The organism is Pseudomonas sp. NY15372, from assembly GCF_048068215.1.
GTDB classification, from domain to species: Bacteria; Pseudomonadota; Gammaproteobacteria; order Pseudomonadales; family Pseudomonadaceae; genus Aquipseudomonas; species Aquipseudomonas guariconensis_A.
Genome location: NZ_JBLUPY010000037.1, coordinates 22,947 through 43,985 on the forward strand (window position 1 = coordinate 22,947; position 21,039 = coordinate 43,985).

Annotated in this window: 16 protein-coding genes; 6 read left to right on the forward strand and 10 right to left on the reverse strand. The window is 64.7% G+C overall.

Annotated features, from left to right (window positions below; genetic code table 11):
- Positions 1–150 precede the first annotated feature (150 nt).
- Positions 151–1,395 carry a putative porin gene (locus ACNFG0_RS19320; RefSeq protein ID WP_196145601.1) on the forward strand — a complete coding sequence of 415 codons (1,245 nt, stop codon included), beginning with the start codon at positions 151–153 and terminating at the stop codon, positions 1,393–1,395.
- 406 nt (positions 1,396–1,801) lie between these two features.
- Here ACNFG0_RS19320 and ACNFG0_RS19325 read toward each other — a convergent pair whose 3' ends face one another.
- Together ACNFG0_RS19325 and hrpA are read right to left on the reverse strand one after the other, a co-directional pair.
- Positions 1,802–2,923 (reverse strand): beta-ketoacyl-ACP synthase III, encoded by a 1,122-nt coding sequence (locus ACNFG0_RS19325; protein WP_416766047.1) that lies wholly within the window; start codon positions 2,921–2,923, stop codon positions 1,802–1,804.
- Between the two features lie 219 nt (positions 2,924–3,142).
- The gene (gene hrpA, locus ACNFG0_RS19330; protein ID WP_416766048.1) at positions 3,143–7,048 is read right to left on the reverse strand and encodes an ATP-dependent RNA helicase HrpA; all 3,906 of its coding nucleotides are present in this window, start codon (positions 7,046–7,048) and stop codon (positions 3,143–3,145) included.
- A 284-nt stretch (positions 7,049–7,332) separates the two neighbouring features.
- Between hrpA and ACNFG0_RS19335 the strand changes: the two genes are divergently transcribed.
- The 3 genes from ACNFG0_RS19335 (at position 7,333) to ACNFG0_RS19345 (ending at position 10,272) form a co-directional block, all read left to right on the forward strand.
- On the forward strand, positions 7,333–7,485 hold the full coding sequence (locus ACNFG0_RS19335; protein ID WP_196167301.1) for a hypothetical protein: 153 nt from the start codon (positions 7,333–7,335) through the stop codon (positions 7,483–7,485).
- A gap of 89 nt (positions 7,486–7,574) precedes the next feature.
- Positions 7,575–8,939 carry a glutamine synthetase family protein gene (locus ACNFG0_RS19340; RefSeq protein WP_416766049.1) on the forward strand — a complete coding sequence of 455 codons (1,365 nt, stop codon included), beginning with the start codon at positions 7,575–7,577 and terminating at the stop codon, positions 8,937–8,939.
- A 25-nt stretch (positions 8,940–8,964) separates the two neighbouring features.
- Positions 8,965–10,272, forward strand: a complete 1,308-nt coding sequence (locus ACNFG0_RS19345; protein ID WP_196146523.1) for an NAD(P)/FAD-dependent oxidoreductase — start codon at positions 8,965–8,967, stop codon at positions 10,270–10,272.
- Positions 10,273–10,424: 152 nt separating this feature from the next.
- On the opposite strand, the gene fadD1 is transcribed toward ACNFG0_RS19345, so the two are convergent.
- Together fadD1 and fadD2 are read right to left on the reverse strand one after the other, a co-directional pair.
- Entirely contained in the window at positions 10,425–12,122 is a 1,698-nt protein-coding gene (fadD1, locus tag ACNFG0_RS19350) for a long-chain-fatty-acid--CoA ligase FadD1 (protein ID WP_196146522.1), read from the reverse strand.
- 384 nt (positions 12,123–12,506) lie between these two features.
- Entirely contained in the window at positions 12,507–14,195 is a 1,689-nt protein-coding gene (fadD2, locus tag ACNFG0_RS19355; RefSeq protein ID WP_416766051.1) for a long-chain-fatty-acid--CoA ligase FadD2, read from the reverse strand.
- Positions 14,196–14,398: 203 nt separating this feature from the next.
- Between fadD2 and ACNFG0_RS19360 the strand changes: the two genes are divergently transcribed.
- Together ACNFG0_RS19360 and ACNFG0_RS19365 are read left to right on the forward strand one after the other, a co-directional pair.
- Positions 14,399–15,343, forward strand: a complete 945-nt coding sequence (locus ACNFG0_RS19360) for an alpha/beta hydrolase (RefSeq protein ID WP_196146520.1) — start codon at positions 14,399–14,401, stop codon at positions 15,341–15,343.
- A gap of 36 nt (positions 15,344–15,379) precedes the next feature.
- Positions 15,380–15,850 carry a MaoC family dehydratase gene (locus ACNFG0_RS19365; RefSeq protein WP_196146519.1) on the forward strand — a complete coding sequence of 157 codons (471 nt, stop codon included), beginning with the start codon at positions 15,380–15,382 and terminating at the stop codon, positions 15,848–15,850.
- 196 nt (positions 15,851–16,046) lie between these two features.
- Here the strand turns inward: ACNFG0_RS19365 and ACNFG0_RS19370 are convergent, their stop codons facing one another.
- The 6 genes from ACNFG0_RS19370 to ACNFG0_RS19395 form a co-directional block, all read right to left on the reverse strand.
- The gene (locus ACNFG0_RS19370) at positions 16,047–17,285 is read right to left on the reverse strand and encodes an RNA polymerase sigma factor (RefSeq protein WP_416766052.1); all 1,239 of its coding nucleotides are present in this window, start codon (positions 17,283–17,285) and stop codon (positions 16,047–16,049) included.
- Positions 17,285–17,776 carry an SRPBCC family protein gene (locus ACNFG0_RS19375; protein WP_196146517.1) on the reverse strand — a complete coding sequence of 164 codons (492 nt, stop codon included), beginning with the start codon at positions 17,774–17,776 and terminating at the stop codon, positions 17,285–17,287. The genes ACNFG0_RS19370 and ACNFG0_RS19375 overlap by 1 nt, the downstream gene beginning before the upstream one ends.
- Before the next feature lie 18 nt (positions 17,777–17,794).
- Positions 17,795–18,139 carry a YciI family protein gene (locus tag ACNFG0_RS19380; RefSeq protein ID WP_084858410.1) on the reverse strand — a complete coding sequence of 115 codons (345 nt, stop codon included), beginning with the start codon at positions 18,137–18,139 and terminating at the stop codon, positions 17,795–17,797.
- A gap of 46 nt (positions 18,140–18,185) precedes the next feature.
- Entirely contained in the window at positions 18,186–18,611 is a 426-nt protein-coding gene (locus ACNFG0_RS19385) for a YybH family protein (protein ID WP_196146515.1), read from the reverse strand.
- Positions 18,612–18,798: 187 nt separating this feature from the next.
- Positions 18,799–19,443 carry a LysE family translocator gene (locus ACNFG0_RS19390; protein ID WP_416766053.1) on the reverse strand — a complete coding sequence of 215 codons (645 nt, stop codon included), beginning with the start codon at positions 19,441–19,443 and terminating at the stop codon, positions 18,799–18,801.
- Positions 19,444–19,559: 116 nt separating this feature from the next.
- On the reverse strand, positions 19,560–20,516 hold the full coding sequence (locus tag ACNFG0_RS19395; RefSeq protein WP_196156425.1) for a threonine dehydratase: 957 nt from the start codon (positions 20,514–20,516) through the stop codon (positions 19,560–19,562).
- Between the last annotated feature and the right edge of the window lie 523 nt (positions 20,517–21,039).

Sequence of the window (21,039 nt, forward strand, 5' to 3'; positions counted from 1 at the left end):
AATAGACATTATTCTGTCATTCCTCCCCGCAATACTGGCGCCTGTTTTTCGGAACCCCGGCAACCCCTCTAGCCAGGGCCTTTCCGAAGGCATGCCAACTAAGGGGCAGGCGCAAGCGCCTCCCCAACTTTTTCCAACAGGGAGAACCTTATGCGTCTTGTTTCTACACTTACCGGAGTGAGCCTCACCGGCATGATGCTGGCACTGAGCGCTCCGGCCAGTGCTGCAGTCGACGCCAAGCTGCTCGAAATGCTCCGCGCCAACGGCTCGATCAACCAGGCGCAGTACAACGAACTGCAGGCCGATCTGGCCAAGGAAACCAAGGAAAAGGCAGAGCAGAAGGCCCAGGCCGATCGCCTGAGCTCCTTCGAGCAGAAAGTGGCATGGGCCGCCAAGACCCAGATCAAGGGCGACGTGCGCCTGCGCTACGAAGACGTCAACGTCGACAACCCCAACAGCCGCAGCGGCAACCAGGACCGCGAACGCGTCCGTGCCCGCGTCGGCTTCTACAGCCAGATCAACCCGCAGGTCGATGCCGGCATCCGCGTGGCCACCGGCAGCAGCGCCGATGCCCGCTCCACCAACCAGAGCCTGGACAACTATTTCGAGAAGAAGTCGCTGTGGGTAGACCTGGCTTATCTCGACTGGCACCCGACCGCCGTGCCTAACCTGCACCTGATCGGCGGTAAGATGCCTCAGCCGTGGGTGAGCATGGGCGATATCATTTGGGACAGCGACATCAACCCGGAAGGCGTGGCTGTCACCTACAAGACCGACCTGGGCGGCGCCGAGCTGTTCGGCAGCGCCGGTCACTACAACCTCAAGGACAACGTGGACGGCGACGGCGTGCAGTTCAAGCACGACGCGCAGCTGTACCACGGCCAGTTGGGGGCTCGCTTCGATGCGGCCGACACCGTCAAGGTCACCGTGGGTACCAGCATCTACGGCTATGACAACGACAAGGAATCCGCGGCCCTGCGCGCCTTCGGCAACACCACCAACGAGTTCAACCTGGTGGAAGGCTTCGGCCAGGTGGACTTCACCGGCTTTGCCATCCCGCTGTCGGCCTACGGCCAGTACGTGAAGAACACCGAGAGCACCGACGGCGAAGACAAGGCCTGGCTGGCCGGCCTGAAGACCAAGCTCGGTGCCTGGAGCCTGGACTACAACTACCGCGACGTGCAGCGCAACGCGGTGGTCAGCGCCTTCACCGACTCCGACTTCGGCGCCGGCTTCACCGGGTCGCGCGGTCACAAGTTCAAGGTTGGCTACGAGATCGACAAGAACTTCTCGTTGGGCGCGGCCTACCTGATGGCCAAGACCGACCTGTCCCAGCTGCCGAACAGCAACGCCGACGTCGACACCTTGCAGGTCGACCTGGAAGCCAAGTTCTAAGCGCAAGCTCCCCTGCGTCACTCAAGCGGAAAGTGCCGACCCCATCCGGTGCTTTCCGCTTTTTTTTGCCTGCTGCAAATGCGTCGGCCCCATCGCCGGCAAGCCGGCTCCCATAGAACAAAGCATAACTATTTGATTTTGCAGGCCCTTGTGGGGGCGGCGGTCCGACTTGTCCCGCGATTGGGCCTGGCCCGATATCACCGCCGCCAAGCAAGGGCTTCGCCCTTGATCGCGGGACAAGCCCGCTCCCACAGGGTGTGGTTGGCGCTGCACCAGTGGGAGCCGGCTTGCCCACAACCATAGAATCTCCCACAGGCGCAGCCCGGGAGGGCTGGGGGATCTCCCACATGCAATAGTGTGGGAGCCGGCTTGCCGGCGATGGGGCCGGTACAGGCTATACGCCGAATCAGCGCTTGCGCAGGATCACGCTACCGATCGAATACCCCGCACCAAACGAGCTCAGCACGCCCAACGCGCCCTTGGGCAGGTCATCCTGGTACAGGTGGAAGGCGATTACCGACCCCGCCGAACTGGTGTTGGCATAACGGTCCAGGATCACCGGTGCATCTTCCTCGGCCACCTCGCGCCCCACCAGCTTCTTGACGATCAGGTGGTTCATGCTCAGGTTCGCCTGGTGCAGCCAGAAGCGCTTGACGTCGGTCGGCTGCAGGCCGTTCTCACCCAGGTGTTCGCCGATCAGTTCAGCGACCATCGGGCAGACCTCGCGGAACACCTTGCGGCCTTCCTGGACGAACAGTTTGTCCGGCGCACCGATGCCCTCCTCCGCCGCGCGGTTGAGGAAGCCGAAGTTGTTACGGATGTTGTTGGAGAACTGGGTCAGCAGCTTGGTACTGACGATTTCGAACTGATGCGCCGAGGTGGCCTGGTCGGCACGCTCGACCAGTACCGCGGTGGCGGCATCGCCGAAGATGAAGTGGCTGTCGCGGTCACGGAAGTTCAAATGGCCGGTGCAGATCTCCGGGTTGACCATCAGCACCGCCCGGGCCTGGCCCAGTTGCACGCTGTTGGCGGCGGTCTGGATGCCGAAGGTGGCCGAGGAGCAGGCCACATTCATGTCGAAGGCAAAGCCCTGGATGCCCAGCGCTTGCTGCACTTCGATGGAAATGGCCGGGTACGGGCGCTGCAGGTTGGAACAAGCGACGATCACCCCGTCCACGTCGGCAGCGGTACGGCCTGCGCGTTCCAGTGCCTGGCGGGCAGCGGCCACGGCCATTTCGCAAAGGATCGACGGCTCGTCGTTGGAGCGCTCCGGCAGGCGCGGCTTCATGCGCTGCGGGTCGAGGATGCCGGCCTTGTCCATGACGAAGCGGCTCTTGATACCGGAAGCCTTCTCGATGAAGGCAGCGTCGGACAGCGGCGCGGCCTCCTGCTCGCCGCGCTCGATGGCGGCAGCGTTGTCGTGGTTGTACTGCTGCGCCCAGGTGTTGAAGGACGCCACCAGTTCTTCGTTGGAAATACTCTGGGCCGGGGTATACAGGCCTGTGCCGCTGATCACGACGTTATGCACGGTCGTTCCTCTGGTCAGAGGCCATCGCACGCAGCGCTGGCCGGGAAAAAGGCAACATAATGGCACTTTAGTACCAATTTATGTACGAGGGCTGCGCCCTCGATCACGGGGCACACCCCCTCCCACAGAATAGGACGCTATCCCTATAGGAGCGGGCTTGTCCCGCGATGGGCCGCACAGCGGCCCAAATTCCCGCAAGTTTGCCACATCTCCCCAGGTTTAGGCTTCCACCTGAGCCCACTGTTTGGCCAAACGTTTGTCGGAAACCGGCACCTTGGTGCCCAACTGCTGGGCGAACAACGACACCCGGTATTCCTCCAGCCACCAACGGTACACCGTGAGCTGTTCGTCCCGCTTGCCCTCCTGGGCATGCTTGTCGGCGCGGGCCTTGTACTGGGCCCACAAGTTGGCCAGCTCGCCGCTCCACACCCGGTCTTTCTGTACCTGCGAACCGAGCTTCTCCAGGCGCAGCTCCACCGCCTTGAGATAGCGCGGCAACTCCTTGAACCAAGCCGCGGGCGTCTCGCGCACGAAACCTGGGTATACCAGGTTGGCGAGTTGCTGCTTGATGTCGTTCAGCGCGACCGCCTGGCTCAGGTCGATCTTGCCCTTGAAACGCTTCTGCAAGCCATGCCATAGCTTGAGCACTTCCAGAGTCTGGCGGGCCAGGCGCTCGGCATGCTCGGCCCAGCTGCCGCGCTTGCGCTCGGCCAGCCCGGCGAGCGCTGCGCCATCACGCGGCAAGGGCGCCTCGCCTTCGAGGATGCAGCTGTCCAGGCTGGCCAGGAGGATATCCTCCACCAGCGCCTCGACCCGGCCCAGCTCGCGGTACAGCAGGCCCAGCTCGGTCAGCCCCGGCAGCTTGCCGCGCAGGAACTTCGCAGGCTCGGCCAGCTGTTGCAGCAGCAACCGCTGCAGCGCGCGGCGGTGCTGGAATTCGGCTTCGGCCTGGGTCGAGAAACGCCCTTCGCGCACTGCCCCGGCCTCTTCCACCAGCGCTGGGTACACCGTCAGCGACAGCCCAGCGATCTTCTGCTGGGCGGTCTGCGCCACCTCGGCGAATGCCTTGGCCTGCACCGGCTGCTCGGCTTTTTCATTACGCGGCATGGCCAGCGCAGCCTGGCTCGCGGCGGCGAAACGGGCGGTCAGCTCGGCCAGGTCGCGGCCTTCGCCGAGGAACTTGCCCTGGCCATCGACCACCTCGATGTTCATGCGCAGGTGCCCTTCCACCAGCCCGGCCGCTTCGGCCCAGGCGTCGTCCGGCACCCGGGCACCGGTCATGCGCAGCAGTTCCTGGCCCAGGGCCTGGGGCAAGGCGCCCTGGCCGAAGCTCATGCGCGCCAGGGCCGCCTTGACGAAATCGGGCACCGGCACGAAGTTCTTGCGCAGGGCCTTGGGCAGGTTGCGCACCAGGGCCACGCACTTGGCCTCGAGCAGGCCGGGTACCAGCCACTCCAGGCGCTCGCCTGGCAGGCTCGGCAGCAGCGGTGCCGGCACGCGCACGGTAACGCCGTCACGGGGGTGGCCTGGCTCGAAGTGATAGGTCAACGGCAGGCGCAGATCCCCCACTTGCAGGCTGTCTGGGTATTGCGCGGCAGTCACTTCGCTGGCCTCGCGGGCCAGCACGTCCTCTTCGCGCATGATCAGCAGGTTCGGGTCCTTCTGGCTGTTGACCCGGTACCAGCTGTCGAAGGTCGCGGTCTGGTGGATTTCTGCCGGCAGGCGCGCCTCGTAGAAGGCGTACAGGGTTTCCTCATCGGCCAGGATGTCACGCCGCCGGGCCTTGGCCTCCAGCTCGTCGAGCTGCTCGAGCAGGCGCTTGTTGGCGGACAGGCACTTGGCCCGCGATTGGATCTCACCGCCCACCAGGCCGTCGCGGATGAACAGCTCGCGCGACACCACCGGGTCGATCGGGCCGAAGTGCACCGGCCGGCGGCCGACCAGGATCAGGCCATACAGGGTGATCTGTTCATAGGCCACCACCTGGCCGCGCTTCTTCTCCCAATGCGGCTCGAAATGGTTCTTCTTGACCAGGTGGGTGGCCAGCGGCTCGATCCAGTCCGGTTCGATCTTGGCCACCATGCGCGCATAGAGCTTGGTGGTTTCCACAAGCTCCGCGGCCATCACCCACTGTGGGCGCTTGCGGCCGATGCCAGAGGACGGGTGAACCCAGAAACGCCGCTGACGCGCGCCCTGGTAGTCACCGTCCTCGGTCTTGTGGCCGATCTGGCTCAACAGACCACTGAGGATGGCCTTGTGCATGCGTGGGAAGTCCGCCGGCTCCTTGTTGACCGCCAATTGCAGGTCGCGGCAGATCAGCGAGAGCTGGCGGTGGGCGTCGCGCCATTCACGCAGGCGCAGGTAGCTGAGGAAGTGCTTGCGGCACCAGTTGCGCAGCGGGTTGGCGGTCAAGGCCTGGCGCTGCTCCTCGAACCCCCGCCAGAGGTTGACCAGGGCGGCGAAATCGGAGTCGGTGTCCTTCCACTGCGCATGGGCCTGGTCGGCCGCTTGCTGGCGCTCCGGTGGGCGCTCGCGCGGGTCCTGCACCGACAGGGCACTGGCGACGATCAGCACCTCCTGCAGGCTGCCCTGACGGGCGCCTTCGAGCAGCATGCGGCCCAGGCGTGGGTCGATCGGCAGGCGGGCCAGTTGGCGACCCAGCGGGGTCAGCTGATTCTCGCGGTTGACCGCCGAGAGCTCTTGCAACAGGTTGAAGCCATCGCTGATGGCCTTGCCGTCCGGCGGCTCGATGAACGGGAAGGCATCGATCGCGCCCAGGCGCAGGTGCAGCATCTGCAGGATCACCGCCGCCAGGTTGGTGCGCAGGATCTCGGGGTCGGTGAACGCCGGTCGGGCGTTGAAGTCCTCTTCGCTGTACAGGCGCACGCAAATGCCCGGCTCGACCCGCCCGCACCGGCCTTTGCGCTGGTTGGCACTGGCCTGGGACACGGCCTCGATAGGCAGGCGCTGAACCTTGGCCCGGTAGCTGTAGCGGCTGATGCGCGCGGTGCCGGTGTCGATCACGTAGCGGATGCCCGGAACGGTGAGGGAGGTTTCGGCAACGTTGGTGGCCAGTACCACCCGGCGCCCGGTATGAGGCTGGAAGATCTTCTGCTGCTCGGCCGGCGTCAGGCGCGCATACAGCGGCAGGATCTCGGTGTGACGCAGCTGGGCCTTGCGCAGGATCTCGGCAGCGTCACGGATCTCCCGCTCACCCGGCAGGAACACCAGCACGTCGCCGGGGCCCTTGCCCTCGCTGCGCTCGTGATGGGCCAGCTCGTCCAGGGTGGCGAGGATCGCCTGGTCGACAGTGAGGTCGTCCTCGACGCGGTTGCCCTCCTCGTCCTGCTCGCTGGTCAGCGGCCGGTACCAGGTGTCCACCGGGAAGGTACGGCCCGATACTTCGATGATCGGCGCGCCGTCGAAATGCTTGGAGAAGCGCTCCAGGTCGATGGTCGCTGAGGTAATGATCAGCTTCAGGTCCGGGCGACGGTGCAGCAGGGTCTTCAGGTAGCCGAGCAGGAAGTCGATGTTCAGGCTGCGCTCGTGGGCTTCGTCGACGATGATCGTGTCGTAGCGTTCGAGGAAGCGGTCGTGCTGGGTCTCGGCCAGCAGGATGCCGTCGGTCATCAGCTTGACCAGGGTACCGGCATCGCTCTGGTCCTCGAAGCGTACCTGGTAGCCGATCAGCCCACCCAAAGGCGTGCCCAGTTCTTCCGCCACCCGCGCCGCCACGCTGCGCGCGGCGATCCGGCGTGGCTGGGTGTGGGCGATCAGGCCATGGCGGCCGCGGCCCATCTCCAGGCAGATCTTCGGCAACTGGGTGGTCTTCCCCGAGCCGGTCTCGCCGGCGATCACCAGCACCTGGTGCTCGGCCAGGGCCTTCTTGATCTCGTCGCGCTTGGCCGCGATGGGCAGGCTGTCGTCGTAGCGGATGCTCGGCACGCTCTGCTGGCGGGCCACGACCTGGGCGCAGGACGCCTGGACCTTTTCCACCCACAAGGCCTGCTTCGCCTCGTCGGGGCGCTTGCGCAGCTCGTGCAATTGGCGCCGCAGCCGATGGCGGTCGGCGATCATGGCGTGGTCGAGGTTCTTCAGGAGTTGGTCGATTGAGTGGTCTGTCATGGGGCTTTTTGGTGATGCAGGTGAGCCTGCTTTTTCATGATCGGCATTCGAAGATGCGCGATTGTCGCAGATTTGCAACCGCTTTGCTGTCTGTGCTGCCGCCCCTGTGGGCTTTGTGTCGCGAAGCGGCCCTCTCGCTCTATGCCCCGGCTTCGTACCCCTTTCGCGGCGCAAGGCCGCTCCTACAGCATTTGCGCCATTCCCTGAAATGTTTAGTCAGCCATGGAATGAACATTGCCATTCACTGCTTTAATCAACCTTACGCCCCATGTGAGTATCCAGGCATGACCCGCCCCTCGAGCAATGCGCACCCGGCTCTCCCCAAGGCCAAGGCGCGCGCCGGCGAAAACCCGCTGGTACATGTCATCCTCGCCTTCTGGGCCCTGTGGCACTGCCGCCACGCACGCCCGCCGGATACTTCGTTCGCGCCTCACTGACCCGTCCCGGCCACGTTCGGCCGGTTTCCCGGTACGACCCGCCCCCTGTATGCGGCGGTCCTGTGCGCCTGCGGGCGCGAGCGAACATCATGCACTTTGCCAACCCCGACCAGGCCAGACGCTTCCTGGCCGACAACCCTGATATCGAACTGTTCGAGCTGTTCATCCTCGACGCCAACGGCGTACCCCGCGGCAAGCTGTTGCACCGCGACGAGCTGCTGGCGGTGTATGAAAGCGGTCGTCCCCTGCCCAGCACCATCCTCGGCCTGACCCTCAATGGCGAGGACGTGGAAGACTCCGGCCTGGTCTGGGACGTGGGCGATATCGACTGCCGCGCCTACCCGCTTGAAGGCAGCCTGGTACGCCTGCCCTGGCGGCGCGTGCCGACCGCCGCCGTGCAGGTGAGCATGCACCCCAGCGAGGGCCTGCCGGCCAGCGTGGCCGACCCGCGTCATGTCTTGCTGCGCACCCTCGAAGCGCTCGAGGCCGACGGCTACCACCCGGTGATGGCCTGCGAGCTGGAGTTCTACCTGCTCGACCAGCGACGCGACGCCCAGGGCCGCCCGCAACCGGCACTGGACAGCGACGGCGGTCGCCCACACGCCACCCAGGTGTACGGGCTGCGTGAGCTCGAGCAGATCGAACCTTTCCTCGCCGACCTCTATGCCGCCTGCAAGGCCCAGGGTATTCCGGCGCGCACGGCGATTTCCGAGTATGCCCCCGGCCAAGTGGAAATCACCCTGGAACATGGCCATGCCTTGCAAGCCATGGACCAGGCCGTGCGCTACAAGCGCCTGGTCAAGGGCATCGCCAATGCGCATGGCATGCAGGCCTGCTTCATGGCCAAACCCTTCGCCCACCTGGCCGGCACCGGCATGCACATGCATTTGAGCCTGGCTGATGCCGAAGGCCACAACCTATTCGCCAGCAGTGATCCGGCCGGCACCCCGCTGCTGCGCCAGGCGGTCGGCGGCATGCTGCGCCACCTGCGCGAATCGTTGCTGTTGTTCTGCCCCAACGCCAACTCCTACCGGCGCTTCCAGGCCAACAGCTATGCGCCGCTGGCACCGACCTGGGGCGTGGACAACCGAACCGTGAGCCTGCGCGTACCCGGCGGGCCGGCCAACAGCCGGCATGTGGAGCACCGCATCTGCGGCGCCGATGCCAACCCGTACCTGGCCGCCGCGGCCATTCTCGCCGCCGCCCACCGGGGCGTGCGCGAGCAGCTCGACCCCGGTGCGCCGGTGCAAGGCAACGGCTATGCCCAGGCCAAGGAGCACCTGCCCACCGAGTGGCTGACCGCCCTCGATGCCCTGGAGCATTCGACCTGGGCCCGGGAGGCCCTGGGCGAAGCCTTCCTCGGGGTCTACCTGAAGGTCAAGCGCGCCGAATATCGCCAGTTCATGGCCGAAGTCGGCGAGCAGGACTGGCGCTGGTACCTGCACCAGGCATGAGCCTCATCCGTTTGAAGGAATCGACATGAACGCAGCATCGAACACCCTGGCGGCGCAACGGGCGCCGTCCTACTACAGCGCCACGCTCAACGACCCTACCGCATATCCGACGCTCACCGGCACCGAGCAGGTCGACGTGGCCATCATTGGCGGCGGCTTCACCGGGGTCGCCACGGCAGTGGAACTGGCCGAGCGGGGCTTGAAGGTGGCCATCGTCGAAACCAACCGGATCGGTTGGGGCGCCAGCGGGCGCAACGGCGGCCAGGTCACCGGCAGCCTCTCGGGCGACGAGGCCATGCGCACGCAGATGCGCAACCGCCTGGGCAGCGAGGTGGACGATTTCATCTGGCACCTGCGCTGGCGCGGGCACCAGATCATCGAGCAGCGCGTGGCGCGTTACGGTATCGACTGCGACCTCAAGCGCGGCCACCTGCATGCGGCGATGAAGCCGTCGCACATGAACGAGCTGCAGGCCAGCTACGACGAGGCAGTGCGCCGGGGGATGGGCGAGCAGGTGCAACTGCTCGATCGCGCCGCGGTCGGCCAGCACCTACAGAGCCCGCTGTACCTGGGCGCCTTGAAGAACCGCCGCAACCTGCACTTGCACCCGCTCAATCTGTGCATGGGCGAGGCTCGCGCCGCCCATTCGCTGGGTGCGCTGGTCTACGAGAACTCCGAAGTGCTGGAGATCATCCATGGCCCGCGCCCGGCGGTGGTCACCGCCCAAGGCCGCATCGAGGCACGCCAGGTGCTGCTGGCAGGCGATGTCTACCACAAGCTGGAAAAGCGCCAGCTCAAGGGCAAGATCTTCCCGGCCATGGGCGGCATCGTCACCACCGCACCGCTGGGTGAGCTGGCCGAACAGATCAACCCTCAGGACCTGGCGGTGTACGACTGCCGCTTCGTCCTCGACTACTACCGCCTGACGGCGGACAAACGCCTGCTGTTCGGCGGCGGCGCCAACTACTCGGGCAAGGATTCGCGGGACATCGAAGGCGAGCTGCGCCCATGCATCGAGCGCACCTTCCCGGCACTCAAGGGCGTGCCGATCGAGTTCAAGTGGAGCTGCGCCATGGGCATCGTGGTCAACCGTATCCCGCAGTTGGGCAAGCTGTCGGACAACGTCTGGTATTGCCAGGGCTATTCAGGGCATGGCATCGCCACCAGCCATATCATGGGCGAAATCATGGCCGAGGCCTTGACCGGGACCCTGGAGAAATTCGACACCTTCGCGGCGTGCAAGCACATCAAGGTGCCGATGGGGGACTTGCTGGGCAATCCGCTGTTGGCGGCGGGGATGTGGTACTACGGGATGCTCGAGAAACTGCGCTGAGTGCGCGCAGGCCTTTGTAGGAGCGACCTTGTGCCGCGAAAGGGCCGCAAGGCGGCCCCGAGCCTCATCAGCGATCACTGAAAAAGCCGGGGCTGCCTTGCAGCCCTTCGCGGCACAAGGCCGCTCCTACAGGGATGCGCGTCGACAGTAAGTCAGGCGATCTTCTTCAGGCCCTGTTTCTTCAGCTCTTCATCACGCAGCTCGCGACGCAGGATCTTGCCGACGTTGGTGGTCGGCAGCGCATCGCGGAACTCGATGTAGCGTGGCACCTTGTAGCCGGTGACGTTGGCGCGCATGTGCTCCATCACCTGTTCCTTGGTCAGGGTCATGCCCGGCTTGACCACGATGAACACCTTGATCACTTCGCCCGACTTCTCGTCCGGCACGCCGATCGCCGCGCACTGCAGCACGCCCGGCAAGCCGGCCAGCACGTCTTCGAGTTCGTTGGGGTACACGTTGAAGCCGGACACCAGGATCATGTCCTTCTTGCGATCGACGATGCGCATGTAGCCGTCCGGCTGGATCACGGCGATGTCGCCAGTCTTCAACCAACCGTCCTGGTCGAGGATCTCGGCGGTGGCGTCCTCGCGCTGCCAGTAGCCTTTCATGACCTGCGGGCCCTTGACGCACAGCTCGCCGACCTCGCCCAGGCCCAGCTCGCGGCCGCTGTCATCGATGACCTTGCACAGGGTGGAAGGCACCGGAATGCCGATGGTGCCAACCTGGTTGGCCTCGGCCGGGTTGACCGCCGCCACCGGGCTGGTTTCGGTCATGCCGTAGCCTTCGCAGATGGCGCAACCGGTCACCGCCTTCCAGCGCTCGGCCACGCTCAACTGCAAGGCCATGCCGCCAGAGAGGGTGATTTTCAGTGCCGAGAAGTCCAGGGCGCGGAACGCGTCGTTGTTGCACAAGGCGACGAACAGGGTGTTGAGCCCGACGAAGCCGCTGAACTTCCACTTGCCCAACTCCTTGACCATCGCCGACAGGTCACGCGGGTTGCTGATCAGCACGTTGTGGTTGCCAATCAGCATCATGGCCATGCAATGGAAGGTGAACGCATAGATGTGGTACAGCGGCAGCGGGGTGATGAGGATCTCGCAACCCTCATGCAGGTTCGAACCCATCAGCGCCCGGCATTGCAGCATATTGGCCACCAGGTTGCGGTGGGTCAGCATGGCACCCTTGGCAACCCCCGTGGTACCGCCGGTATACTGCAGCACCGCGACGTCGTTGGGCTGTGGGTTGGCCTCGGTCACCGCGCCCCCCTTGCCCAGGGCCAAGGCATCGTTGAAGCGCACGGCGCCCGGCAAGCTGTAGGCCGGCACCATCTTCTTCACGTACTTGATCACGCTGTTGATCAACAGGCGCTTGAGCGGCGGCAGCAGGTCGGCCACTTCGGTGACGATCACATGCTTGACCTGGGTCTTGGGTACCACCTTCTCGGCGAGGTGGGCCATGTTGGCCAGGCATACCAAGGCCTTGGCGCCGGAGTCGTTGAACTGGTGCTCCATTTCCCGCGCGGTGTACAGCGGGTTGGTGTTGACCACGATCAGGCCGGCGCGCATGGCACCGAACACGGCCACGGGGTATTGCAGGACGTTGGGCAGTTGCACGGCGATGCGGTCGCCGGGCTTGAGATCGGTATGCTGTTGCAGCCAGGCGGCGAAAGCGCCCGAAAGCGTATAGAGCTCACCGTAGGTGAGGGTCTTGCCCAGGTTGCTAAAGGCCGGTTTGTCGGCAAAGCGTTGGCAGGATTGCTTGAGTACCGCCTGGATATTGGGGAATTCGTCAGGATTGATTTGAGCCGTAATTCCGGCTGGGTACTTATCCTTCCAAAAATTTTCGATCATGGAAGCCCGCTCCTTCAGCAACAGCCAATTCGTCACGCATTGTGCGTTTATTATTGATATGAGATGACGGCTCATTGCAAACCGGATCATCCGAAAGCGCGCCGAGAGTAACAGCTTTGCAAAGGGTCGACTAGAGCCCGAATCGGCCCAATCGGTCACAAAAATGACTCAAAGAACTATACAGGTCATTTTTAGAGTATTTAACCAAAACGTCGCAATTCAGGCCGAAACCGGCAGGCTAGAGCGTCGCGCCCGCTCCTACAGGATCATGCCCATCATCCAGTGGCGAAGTCCCTGTAGGAGCGGGCTTGCCCCGCGATGGGCTGCCTGGCAGCCCCTCTGTGTGTCACAAACAGCTTGCCTGACAGGCTACTACGCGGGCATTCAGGCGATATCACGCAGCTCGCGGCGCAGGATCTTGCCCACCGGGGTCATAGGCAACGAATCGCGCAGCACGATGTGCTTGGGCACCTTGTAGCCTGTGAAGTTGGCCTTGCAGAACGCCTTGAGCTCCTCGACATCCAGCCCGCCCTCCCGGGGCACCACGAACAGCTTGACCGCCTCGCCGGAACGTTCGTCCGGCACGCCAATGGCCGCGCAGTTGGCGACCTTCGGATGCCCCATGACCACGTCCTCGATCTCGTTGGGGTACACGTTAAAACCCGAGACGATGATCATGTCCTTCTTGCGATCGACGATACGGGTAAAACCGTCGGGGTCGATCACGGCGATATCGCCTGTTTTCAGCCAACCCTCGGCATCCAGGGTGGCAGCGGTGGCCTCGGGTTGCTGCCAGTAACCTTTCATGACCTGCGGCCCCTTGATGCAGAGCTCGCCCCGCTCGCCCAGGGGCAGCTCATTGCCCTGATCATCGATGACCTTGAAGGCTGTGCCCGGCACCGGGATGCCCACGGTGCCCAGGCGCGCGAGCTCGCCATAGGGGTTGGTACTGGCCACCGGAGAGGTTTCGGTCAGGCCATAGCCCTCGACGATGCGACAGCCCGTCAGTTGCTCCCAACGTTCGGCGGTGGCCTTCACCAACGCCGTACCGCCTGAGTTGGTGACCTTGAGGGCGGAGAAATCCAGAGCCTTGAAACCGGGGTGGTCCATCAGCGCGACGAACAGCGTGTTCAACCCCAGCAGCGCGGTGAACCGCCACTTGCCCAGTTCCTTGATGAAGCCCAGGATGTCGCGGGGGTTGGTGATCAGCACGTTATGGTTGCCGGTGACCATCATGCACATGCAGTTCGCTGTGAAGGCATAGATGTGGTACAGCGGCAGCGGCGCGATCATCACCTCCTGGCCGTCCTTGATCAGCCGCTGGCCGTCGGGGCCGTGCTGGGCGAAGCAGGCCAGCACCTGCAGCATGTTCGCGACCAGGTTGCCATGGGTGAGCATGGCGCCCTTGGCAAGGCCAGTGGTGCCACCGGTGTACTGCAGCACGGCGATGTCATCGAGCGCCAGCGCCACCGGCCTGGGCGACAGGCCGCGGCCCTGGCGCACCACCTGCTTGAACGACACGGCCTGGGGCAGGCTGTAGGTCGGGACCATCTTCTTCAACTTGTCGACCACGGTGTTGACCAACCAGCCCTTGGCGGTAGGGAGCAGGTCGCCCATCTTCGCCTCGATCAGGTACTGGATATCGGTATCGCCGAGCACCTCCTGCACGCGCTGGCCGAACATGTTCAGGTACACCAGGGCGCGGGCGCCGGAGTCCTTGAACTGGTGGCGCATCTCACGGGCGGTATAGAGCGGGTTGGTGTTGACCACGATCAGGCCGGCGCGCATCGCACCGAATACGGCGATCGGGTATTGCAGGACGTTGGGCATCTGCACCGCGATGCGATCGCCTGGGACGAGGTCGGTGTGCTGCTGCAACCAGGCCGCGAATGCCGCGCACTGGCGGTCGAGGTCGGCATAGCTGAGGGTCACGCCCAGGTTGCTGAAGGCCGGGCGGTCGGCGAAACGCTTGCAGGAGCGCTCGAAGACATCGACCACGGATTGGTAGGCATTGATATCGAGGGTGGAAGGCACGCCCGCCGGGCGCTTGTCGTTCCAGAATTCGGCTTGCATTTATAGTTGTTCCTCTGCCCGAAGCTGTCCCTACCTCTTTTGCCCTTGCGTGCAAAAAGGTGTTGAACCGACGTTAGCAGGTAAGGCGCAGGTGGCATACAAGCCAAGTGCCGCTATTAACATTGTGAATCTTATTTGTTGCCGTCCTGCAATCGGCACCATTGCGCATACACTGTCTCGAAGCCGTGTGCAAAGGACCTTCCATGCCCCATGACGCCTTCTGGCTGCCTGCCAGCGAGCATTGCAGCCTCTATGTCCACCAGTGGTTGCCGGCCACCCCGGTCAAGGCCGTGGTGCTGCTGGCCCACGGCATGGCCGAGCATGCCGGTCGCTACCGGCGCCTGGGCCATGCCCTGGCGGATGCGGGTTTCGCGCTGCTCGCCCCGGACCTGCGTGGCCATGGCCGTACCGCCGAGCTGGGCTGCCTGGGCCTGTTCGCCCGTCACCATGGCTGGGCCACCGTGGTCAATGACCTGGGCCTGCTCGCCCAGCACATCGGCCAGCAGTTTCCGGGTACGCCGTTGTTCCTGTTCGGCCACAGCATGGGCAGCTACATCGCCCAGGCGTACCTGATGCACCATAGTGGCAGCCTGCATGGCGCGGTGCTCAGTGGCTCGAATTTCCAGCCACCGCTGCTGTACCGCACCGCGACCCTGGTGGCTCGCGCCGAAGCCTGGCGCCAAGGCCCCCTGGGCAAGAGCGGGCTGATCGACTGGCTGTCGTTCGGCTCGTTCAACAAGGCCTTCAAGCCCAACCGCACCGCCTTCGACTGGCTCAGCCGCGACGCGGATGAAGTCGATCAGTACATTGCCGACCCCCTGTGCGGCTTTCGCTGCTGCAACCAACTGTGGATCGATCTGCTCCAGGGCCTGGCGCAGATCAGCCAGCCGAAGAACCTGGCGCAGATCGACCCGAACCTGCCGATCCTGGTCATTGGCGGCGAATGTGATCCGGTCAGTGCCGGCAAGCGTCTGAAAGGTCTGGCCGACGCCCTGCGCGCGACCGGCAACCGGCACGTGCAACTGCGCCTGTACCCCGAGGCCCGGCACGAATTGCTCAACGAAACCAACCGCGACGAGGTCACCGCCGATATCCTCGGCTGGCTGGAGCAGGCCCTGGCCCTTGGCCGCCCTGCCCGCAGTGAATGATGTACACTTTCTCGTCCGCCCTCTAAGGAAGCCCCGATGACCCAGGTCACCAACACGCCCTACGAAGCCCTCGAAGTCGGGCAGAAAGCCAGCTATGAAAAGTCCGTGCAGGAACGCGACATCCAGCTGTTCGCCGCGATGTCCGGTGACCACAACCCGGTGCACCTGGATGCCGAGTTCGCGGCCAAGAGCATGTTCCGCGAACGCATCGCCCATGGCATGTTCAGTGGTGCCCTGATAAGCGCCGCGGTGGCCTGCACCCTGCCGGGCCCTGGGACCATCTATTTGGGCCAGCAGATGAGCTTCCAGAAGCCGGTGAAGATCGGCGACACCCTGACCGTGCGCCTGGAAATCCTCGAGAAGCTGCCCAAGTTCAAGGTGCGCATCGCCACCAATGTGTACAACCAGAACGACGAGCTGGTCGTCGAAGGCGTGGCCGAGATCCTCGCGCCGCGCAAGCAGCAGACCGTCGAACTGGTCACCCCGCCGAATTTCGTCGCCAGCTGAGACGGCGCCACCTGTGGGAGCGGGCTTGTCCCGCGGTCAAGGGCGAAGCCCTTGCCAGGCGACGGTGATATCCGGCCCGGCCCAATCGCGGGGCAAGCCCGCTCCCACAAGGCCCGCAAAATCAAATAGTTATGCGTTGTTCCATGAGCGCTGGCTTGCCAGCGATAGGGCCTGGGCAAGTGAGCCTGCTCGGTGCTCACCCCAACTCGCGCAGACACCGCTCGATATGACGCCGTTCCGGCCCTTGCCGGGTAAGCGCCAGCGCCTGGCGCCAGGCGCCTCGGGCCTGCTCATCCTGCCCCAATTGCCGATGCAACTCGGCCCGCGCGGCATGGGCCAGGTGGTAGTCAAGCAGCTCGCCCCGCCCCAGGATCGCCTCGATCGCCTGCAACCCGGCCCTCGCCCCATCCCGTTTGGCCAGTGCCACCGCCCGGTTCAGCTCGACCACCGCTGATGGCCAGTGCCGTTGCAACACATCGTATAGCCCGACGATTTCGGCCCAGTCGGTCTGCTCGGCACTGGGCGCCTCGGCATGCACCGCAGCGATGGCCGCCTGTACGGTGTAGGCACCGAACTGTCGGCTGCGCAGCGCCTGCTGCACCAATTGGCAGCCTTCGTCGATCTGCGCACGGTCCCACAGGCTGCGGTCTTGACGGTCGAGCAGCACCAGCTCCCCGGCCGCATCGGTGCGGGCATGCAAGCGCGACGCCTGCAGCAGCATCAACGCCAACAGCCCGAGCACCTCGGCATCGGGCAACAGCTGGGCGATCAAGCGCCCCAGGCGAATCGCCTCGTCGCACAATTCGCGCTGCACCAAATCCTCGCCGGAGGACGCGGAGTAACCTTCGTTGAACACCAGGTACACCACCCGCAACACGTTTTCCAGGCGCTCGGGCAGCTCGCCCAGGGCCGGGACCTGGTAGGGAATGCGCGCATCGCGGATCTTGGCCTTGGCGCGAACGATGCGCTGGGCGATGGTCGCCGGGCTTTGCAGGAAGGCCCGGGCGATCTGCTCGGTGGTCAGGTCGCATACTTCGCGTAGGGTCAGCGGGACCTGGGCGTCGGCGGCAAGGGCCGGGTGGCAACAGGTGAAGATCAGACGCAGACGGTCGTCCACCAGCAGTTCCTCCTCGCTGGGGTCTTGCCCCTCCCCCTCCAGAAGCATGATCAGGTCAGCCTGGGAACGGTCGAAGCGGGTCCGCCTGCGCAAGGCGTCGATGGCCTTGAAACGGCCGGCGGAGACCAGCCAGGCCCGGGGGTTGTCCGGGATGCCGTCCCGCTGCCAACGTTCGACGGCGATGAAGAAAGCGTCGTGCATCGCCTCTTCGGCCAGGTCGAAATCGCCGAGCAGGCGGATCAGGGTCGCCAGGATACGCCGGGAGTCGCGGCGGTAGACCGCCTCGACTTCCCCACGCACCCGTTCGGCGTCGACCATCAGTCCGGCATCCGCTGGGTCACGACCTCCACCAGACGGTCCAGGCTTTCGCCCCATCCCTGGTAGAAGCCCATTTCTTCATGGGCGCGACAGTCGGCAGCGCTCCAGTGCAAGGCCCGGGCGGTGTAGCGGGTCTTGCCCTGCTCATCGTCGAAGGTCATCACGGCGGTCATGAAGGCCTTGCCCGACGGCACCCAACCGGGGCCGAACGCATCGGTGAATACCAGCCGCCGCGGTGCGATGATCTCCAGAAACACACCCTGGTTGGGGTACTCGGCGCCATCGGGCGCCCGCATCAGGGTCCGGAACAGGCCACCGACCCACAGCTGCATCTCGCACTCGGGGGTGGTCATGCCGTGAGGCCCCCACCATTGGCTCAGCCACTGGGGCTCGGTCCAGGCGCGGAACACCTTGGCAGGCGGTGCATCGATCAGGCGGCTGATGGCCAGCTCATGCTGTGCCTGGGCCAGGCCTGGTTGTGCAAGGCTCATTATGCTCGTTCTCCGTTGTCAGGGTTGCAGCTCGCGCACCGGTCGCACTTCCACACTGCCGACCCGCGCCGCCGGGATGCCCTTGGCGATGTTCAGCGCCTCGTTGAGGTCGCGGGCATCGACCAGGTAGAAACCGGCCAACTGTTCCTTGGTCTCGGCGAACGGGCCATCGGTCAGGCTCATGCGCCCGCCCCGCACGCGTACCGTGGTGGCAGTCTGCACGGGCTTGAGCGCCTCGGCCGCGAGCATTCGCCCGGAGCCCTGCAACGACTCGGCGTAGGCCATGCATTCGGCATCTTCGGGGCTGTCGGGCAAGCTGTGCAGCAGCCCTTCGTCACAATAGACCAGGCACAGGTATTTCATGGTCGTCTCCAATGCTGGGGTAGCGGGCAATTACCGATGAGCGGTGTCAGGGCTTGAGGTTGAACAGGGCCTTCTGGGTCTGCATGTCGAAGGGCGCCGACCAGTGTTCATGGATGACCTGCCACTGCCCGCCCCTACGACGATAGCCCACGGTGGCGCGCATGAAGCCGCACTGGCTTTCGTTGTCCGCCGGGCCGCAGCGGTTGAGCCAATGCGCCAGGGCCAGGTCGCCGTCGGCGTGCACGGTCAGCTGGGCGAGCTCGAAGACCATCGGCCCGGTGCAAAAGCTCATGCACATTTCCCAGTGTGCGCGGTAGGCGGCCTTGCCCTTGAACTGCAGTTCCTGGATGGCATCGAAGGCCACGATGTCGTCGGCATAGGGCGCGGTGATCGCATCCAGGTCACGGTCGCGCACGGCTTGCATCCAGCCTTCGATCAGTTGGCGGAGTTCGGTTTCGGCTGCGGTATTCATCGGTGTTTCCTCCGATCATTCATGAGTGAGTGGCACCGGGTGAGGCCGGTGCCTTCATGACTGGTCGAACAGGAATCGGGGAAATCGACACCGCGCTGAAAATCTTTTTCGTAGCCATCGAGGCTGTATGGCAAAGGCTTCGCCCTTGATCGCGGGGCTAGCCCACGGAACCCTGCGTGGGGTTGGCTTATAGCGCTGGGCTGGTGAGGATGAATTCGCGGTAACCGGAAAGAATCACGTACCCCGCGAAGTAACAGAAGATCGCTGCCGACAACAGGTACGACCAGGTCAGCAACCGATCCCCCAGCAAGCGCCCACCATGGCTGGCGATGCCGCACAGGCCCAGGCACCAGACCACCCCGGCGGTGAAGAAGCCTCCCAGGAACAACCCGGCCTCCAGCGGCCCGCCTGCACCGGAGCGGGAGATCAACACGCCGCCCACCGCGGCGAACCAGAGAATCGCACTGGGCGAAGACATCGCCAGGAACATCCCCCGCAGGAATTCGCGCCAGGCCGGCTCGATCACTACCTGGCCACGGGCCTCCAGATGCCCGCCACGCCAGGCCGCCAATGCCATCTTCAGCGCAAACCATACCAACAACGCCGAGCCGCCCAGCCACAAGGCCCAGCGCACCGCCTCGAACTGCAACAGCACGGTCATGCCCGCCAACGCCGCGACGGCATAGATCAGGTCACCGACGCATGTGCCCAAGCCCAGCCAGAGGCCCTGCATGAAACCGCGGCGCATCGCCAGGGTGATCATGGCGATGTTGGCCACGCCGATGTCCAGGCACAAGGACAGGCTCAGAAGGAATCCATTCGAAAAAGGCATGGGGGCACTCTGTATTCGCTACGGCTCGAGAAGAGGCGCATTGTGCCTGGCTTGTATCGTGGCTGTCAGGCCCGTGCAGCCTGCTCGAAGACCTCCAAGATTTCAGCAGGCGCATGTCAGGCCCCCATCAATACACGCGCATACCGCTCGCGGTCGATGTTCGCCCCACTGAGCACCACGGCCACACGCTTGCCGGCCTGCAGCGCGCGCTCCTGCATCAATGCGGCCAGGGCTGCGGCCCCGGCACCTTCGGCGGTGTTGTGGGTGGCTTCGTGGTAGAGGCGCATGGCCTGGGCGACTTCCTCGTCGGTGACCCGCACGATGCGCGCGGCATGCTCGCGCACCAGGGCGAAGGCGTCGGGATGAGGGACGCGGCAGGCCATGCCGTCGGCAAAAGTGTCGGCGGTTTCGGTGGTAACGATGCGGCCCTGCTCGAAGCTCTGGGCGTAGGCATCGGCGGCGCTGGAAACCACACCGACGATCTGGGTCTTCAGACCCAGCAGGTTGCGCGCCTGGATCAGGCCGCAAATCCCCGATCCCATGCCGATGGGCACATAGACGCAGTCCAGGTCGCCCACCGCCTCGAACAACTCCAAGGCATAGGTGGCCACGCCCCGCACCAGTTCCGGGTGGAAGGACGGCACCATGGCATAGCCCTTGGCCTCGGCCAACCTGGCCGCTTCTTCCCGCGCCACATCGAAATCGACGCCATGCTCTACCAGCTCGGCTCCCAAAGCCCGCATGGCGGCATTCTTCTCCCGCGAGTTGCCCTCGGGTACGACGATCACCAACGGCAACCCGGCCTGGCGCGCCGCCAGGGCCATGCTCTGGCCATGGTTGCCACGGGTAGCGGTGACCAGCCCGCGTGGTGGCTTGCCGCTGGCCAGCAACGAACGCACATAGACCAACCCCCCACGTACTTTGAAGGCCCCGGTAGGCGCATGGTTCTCGTGCTTGACCCACACCTGGCAGCCGAGCCGGTCGGCCAACAGCGGCCAGGCGTGCTGCGGGGTGGGAGGTACGTGCTGGTGGACGAAAGCGGCGGCTTCACGCAGGGCGGGCAGGTCGAACATGACGATCATCCTTCATCGTGGCAAATGTGGACCGATCCTAAGCCCGACGGGAGCTCGCTGGCAAAGAACGTTTACCTACGACGCCATGCGCAGGCCCTGTGAGGCTAGCGCTGGTCCCCTGTGGGAGCGGCGGTGCGGCGGTCCGACTGGCGACGGTGATATCGGGTCCGGCCCTATCGCGGGACAAGCCCGCTGAGGCAACCCGCCAGCGGCAAGGTTTGCGTAATCCTGTAGGAGCGGCCTTGTGCCGCGATGGGGCGCGTAGCGGCCCCAATTATTAAGGCAAAGCAGCTATTTAATGCGTGAAGCGCAGTCAAAAGGTTCGATCCCTCACAAGATCCTGCTCACAACAGCAGCAGAGGCATGATCCTACCAAGCAGCCCTTCTGTTGCTCTTGATACGCGATAGCCCTGGCGCCGCCAAACGCGACGTCAGGAGGCCGAGTGGAAGCCTTGCGCAGGTGGGTGCCAGGCATGGATGCCTGGCAAGCGGCGCAGGGCCATGGATGGCCCTTCGCCGCGCC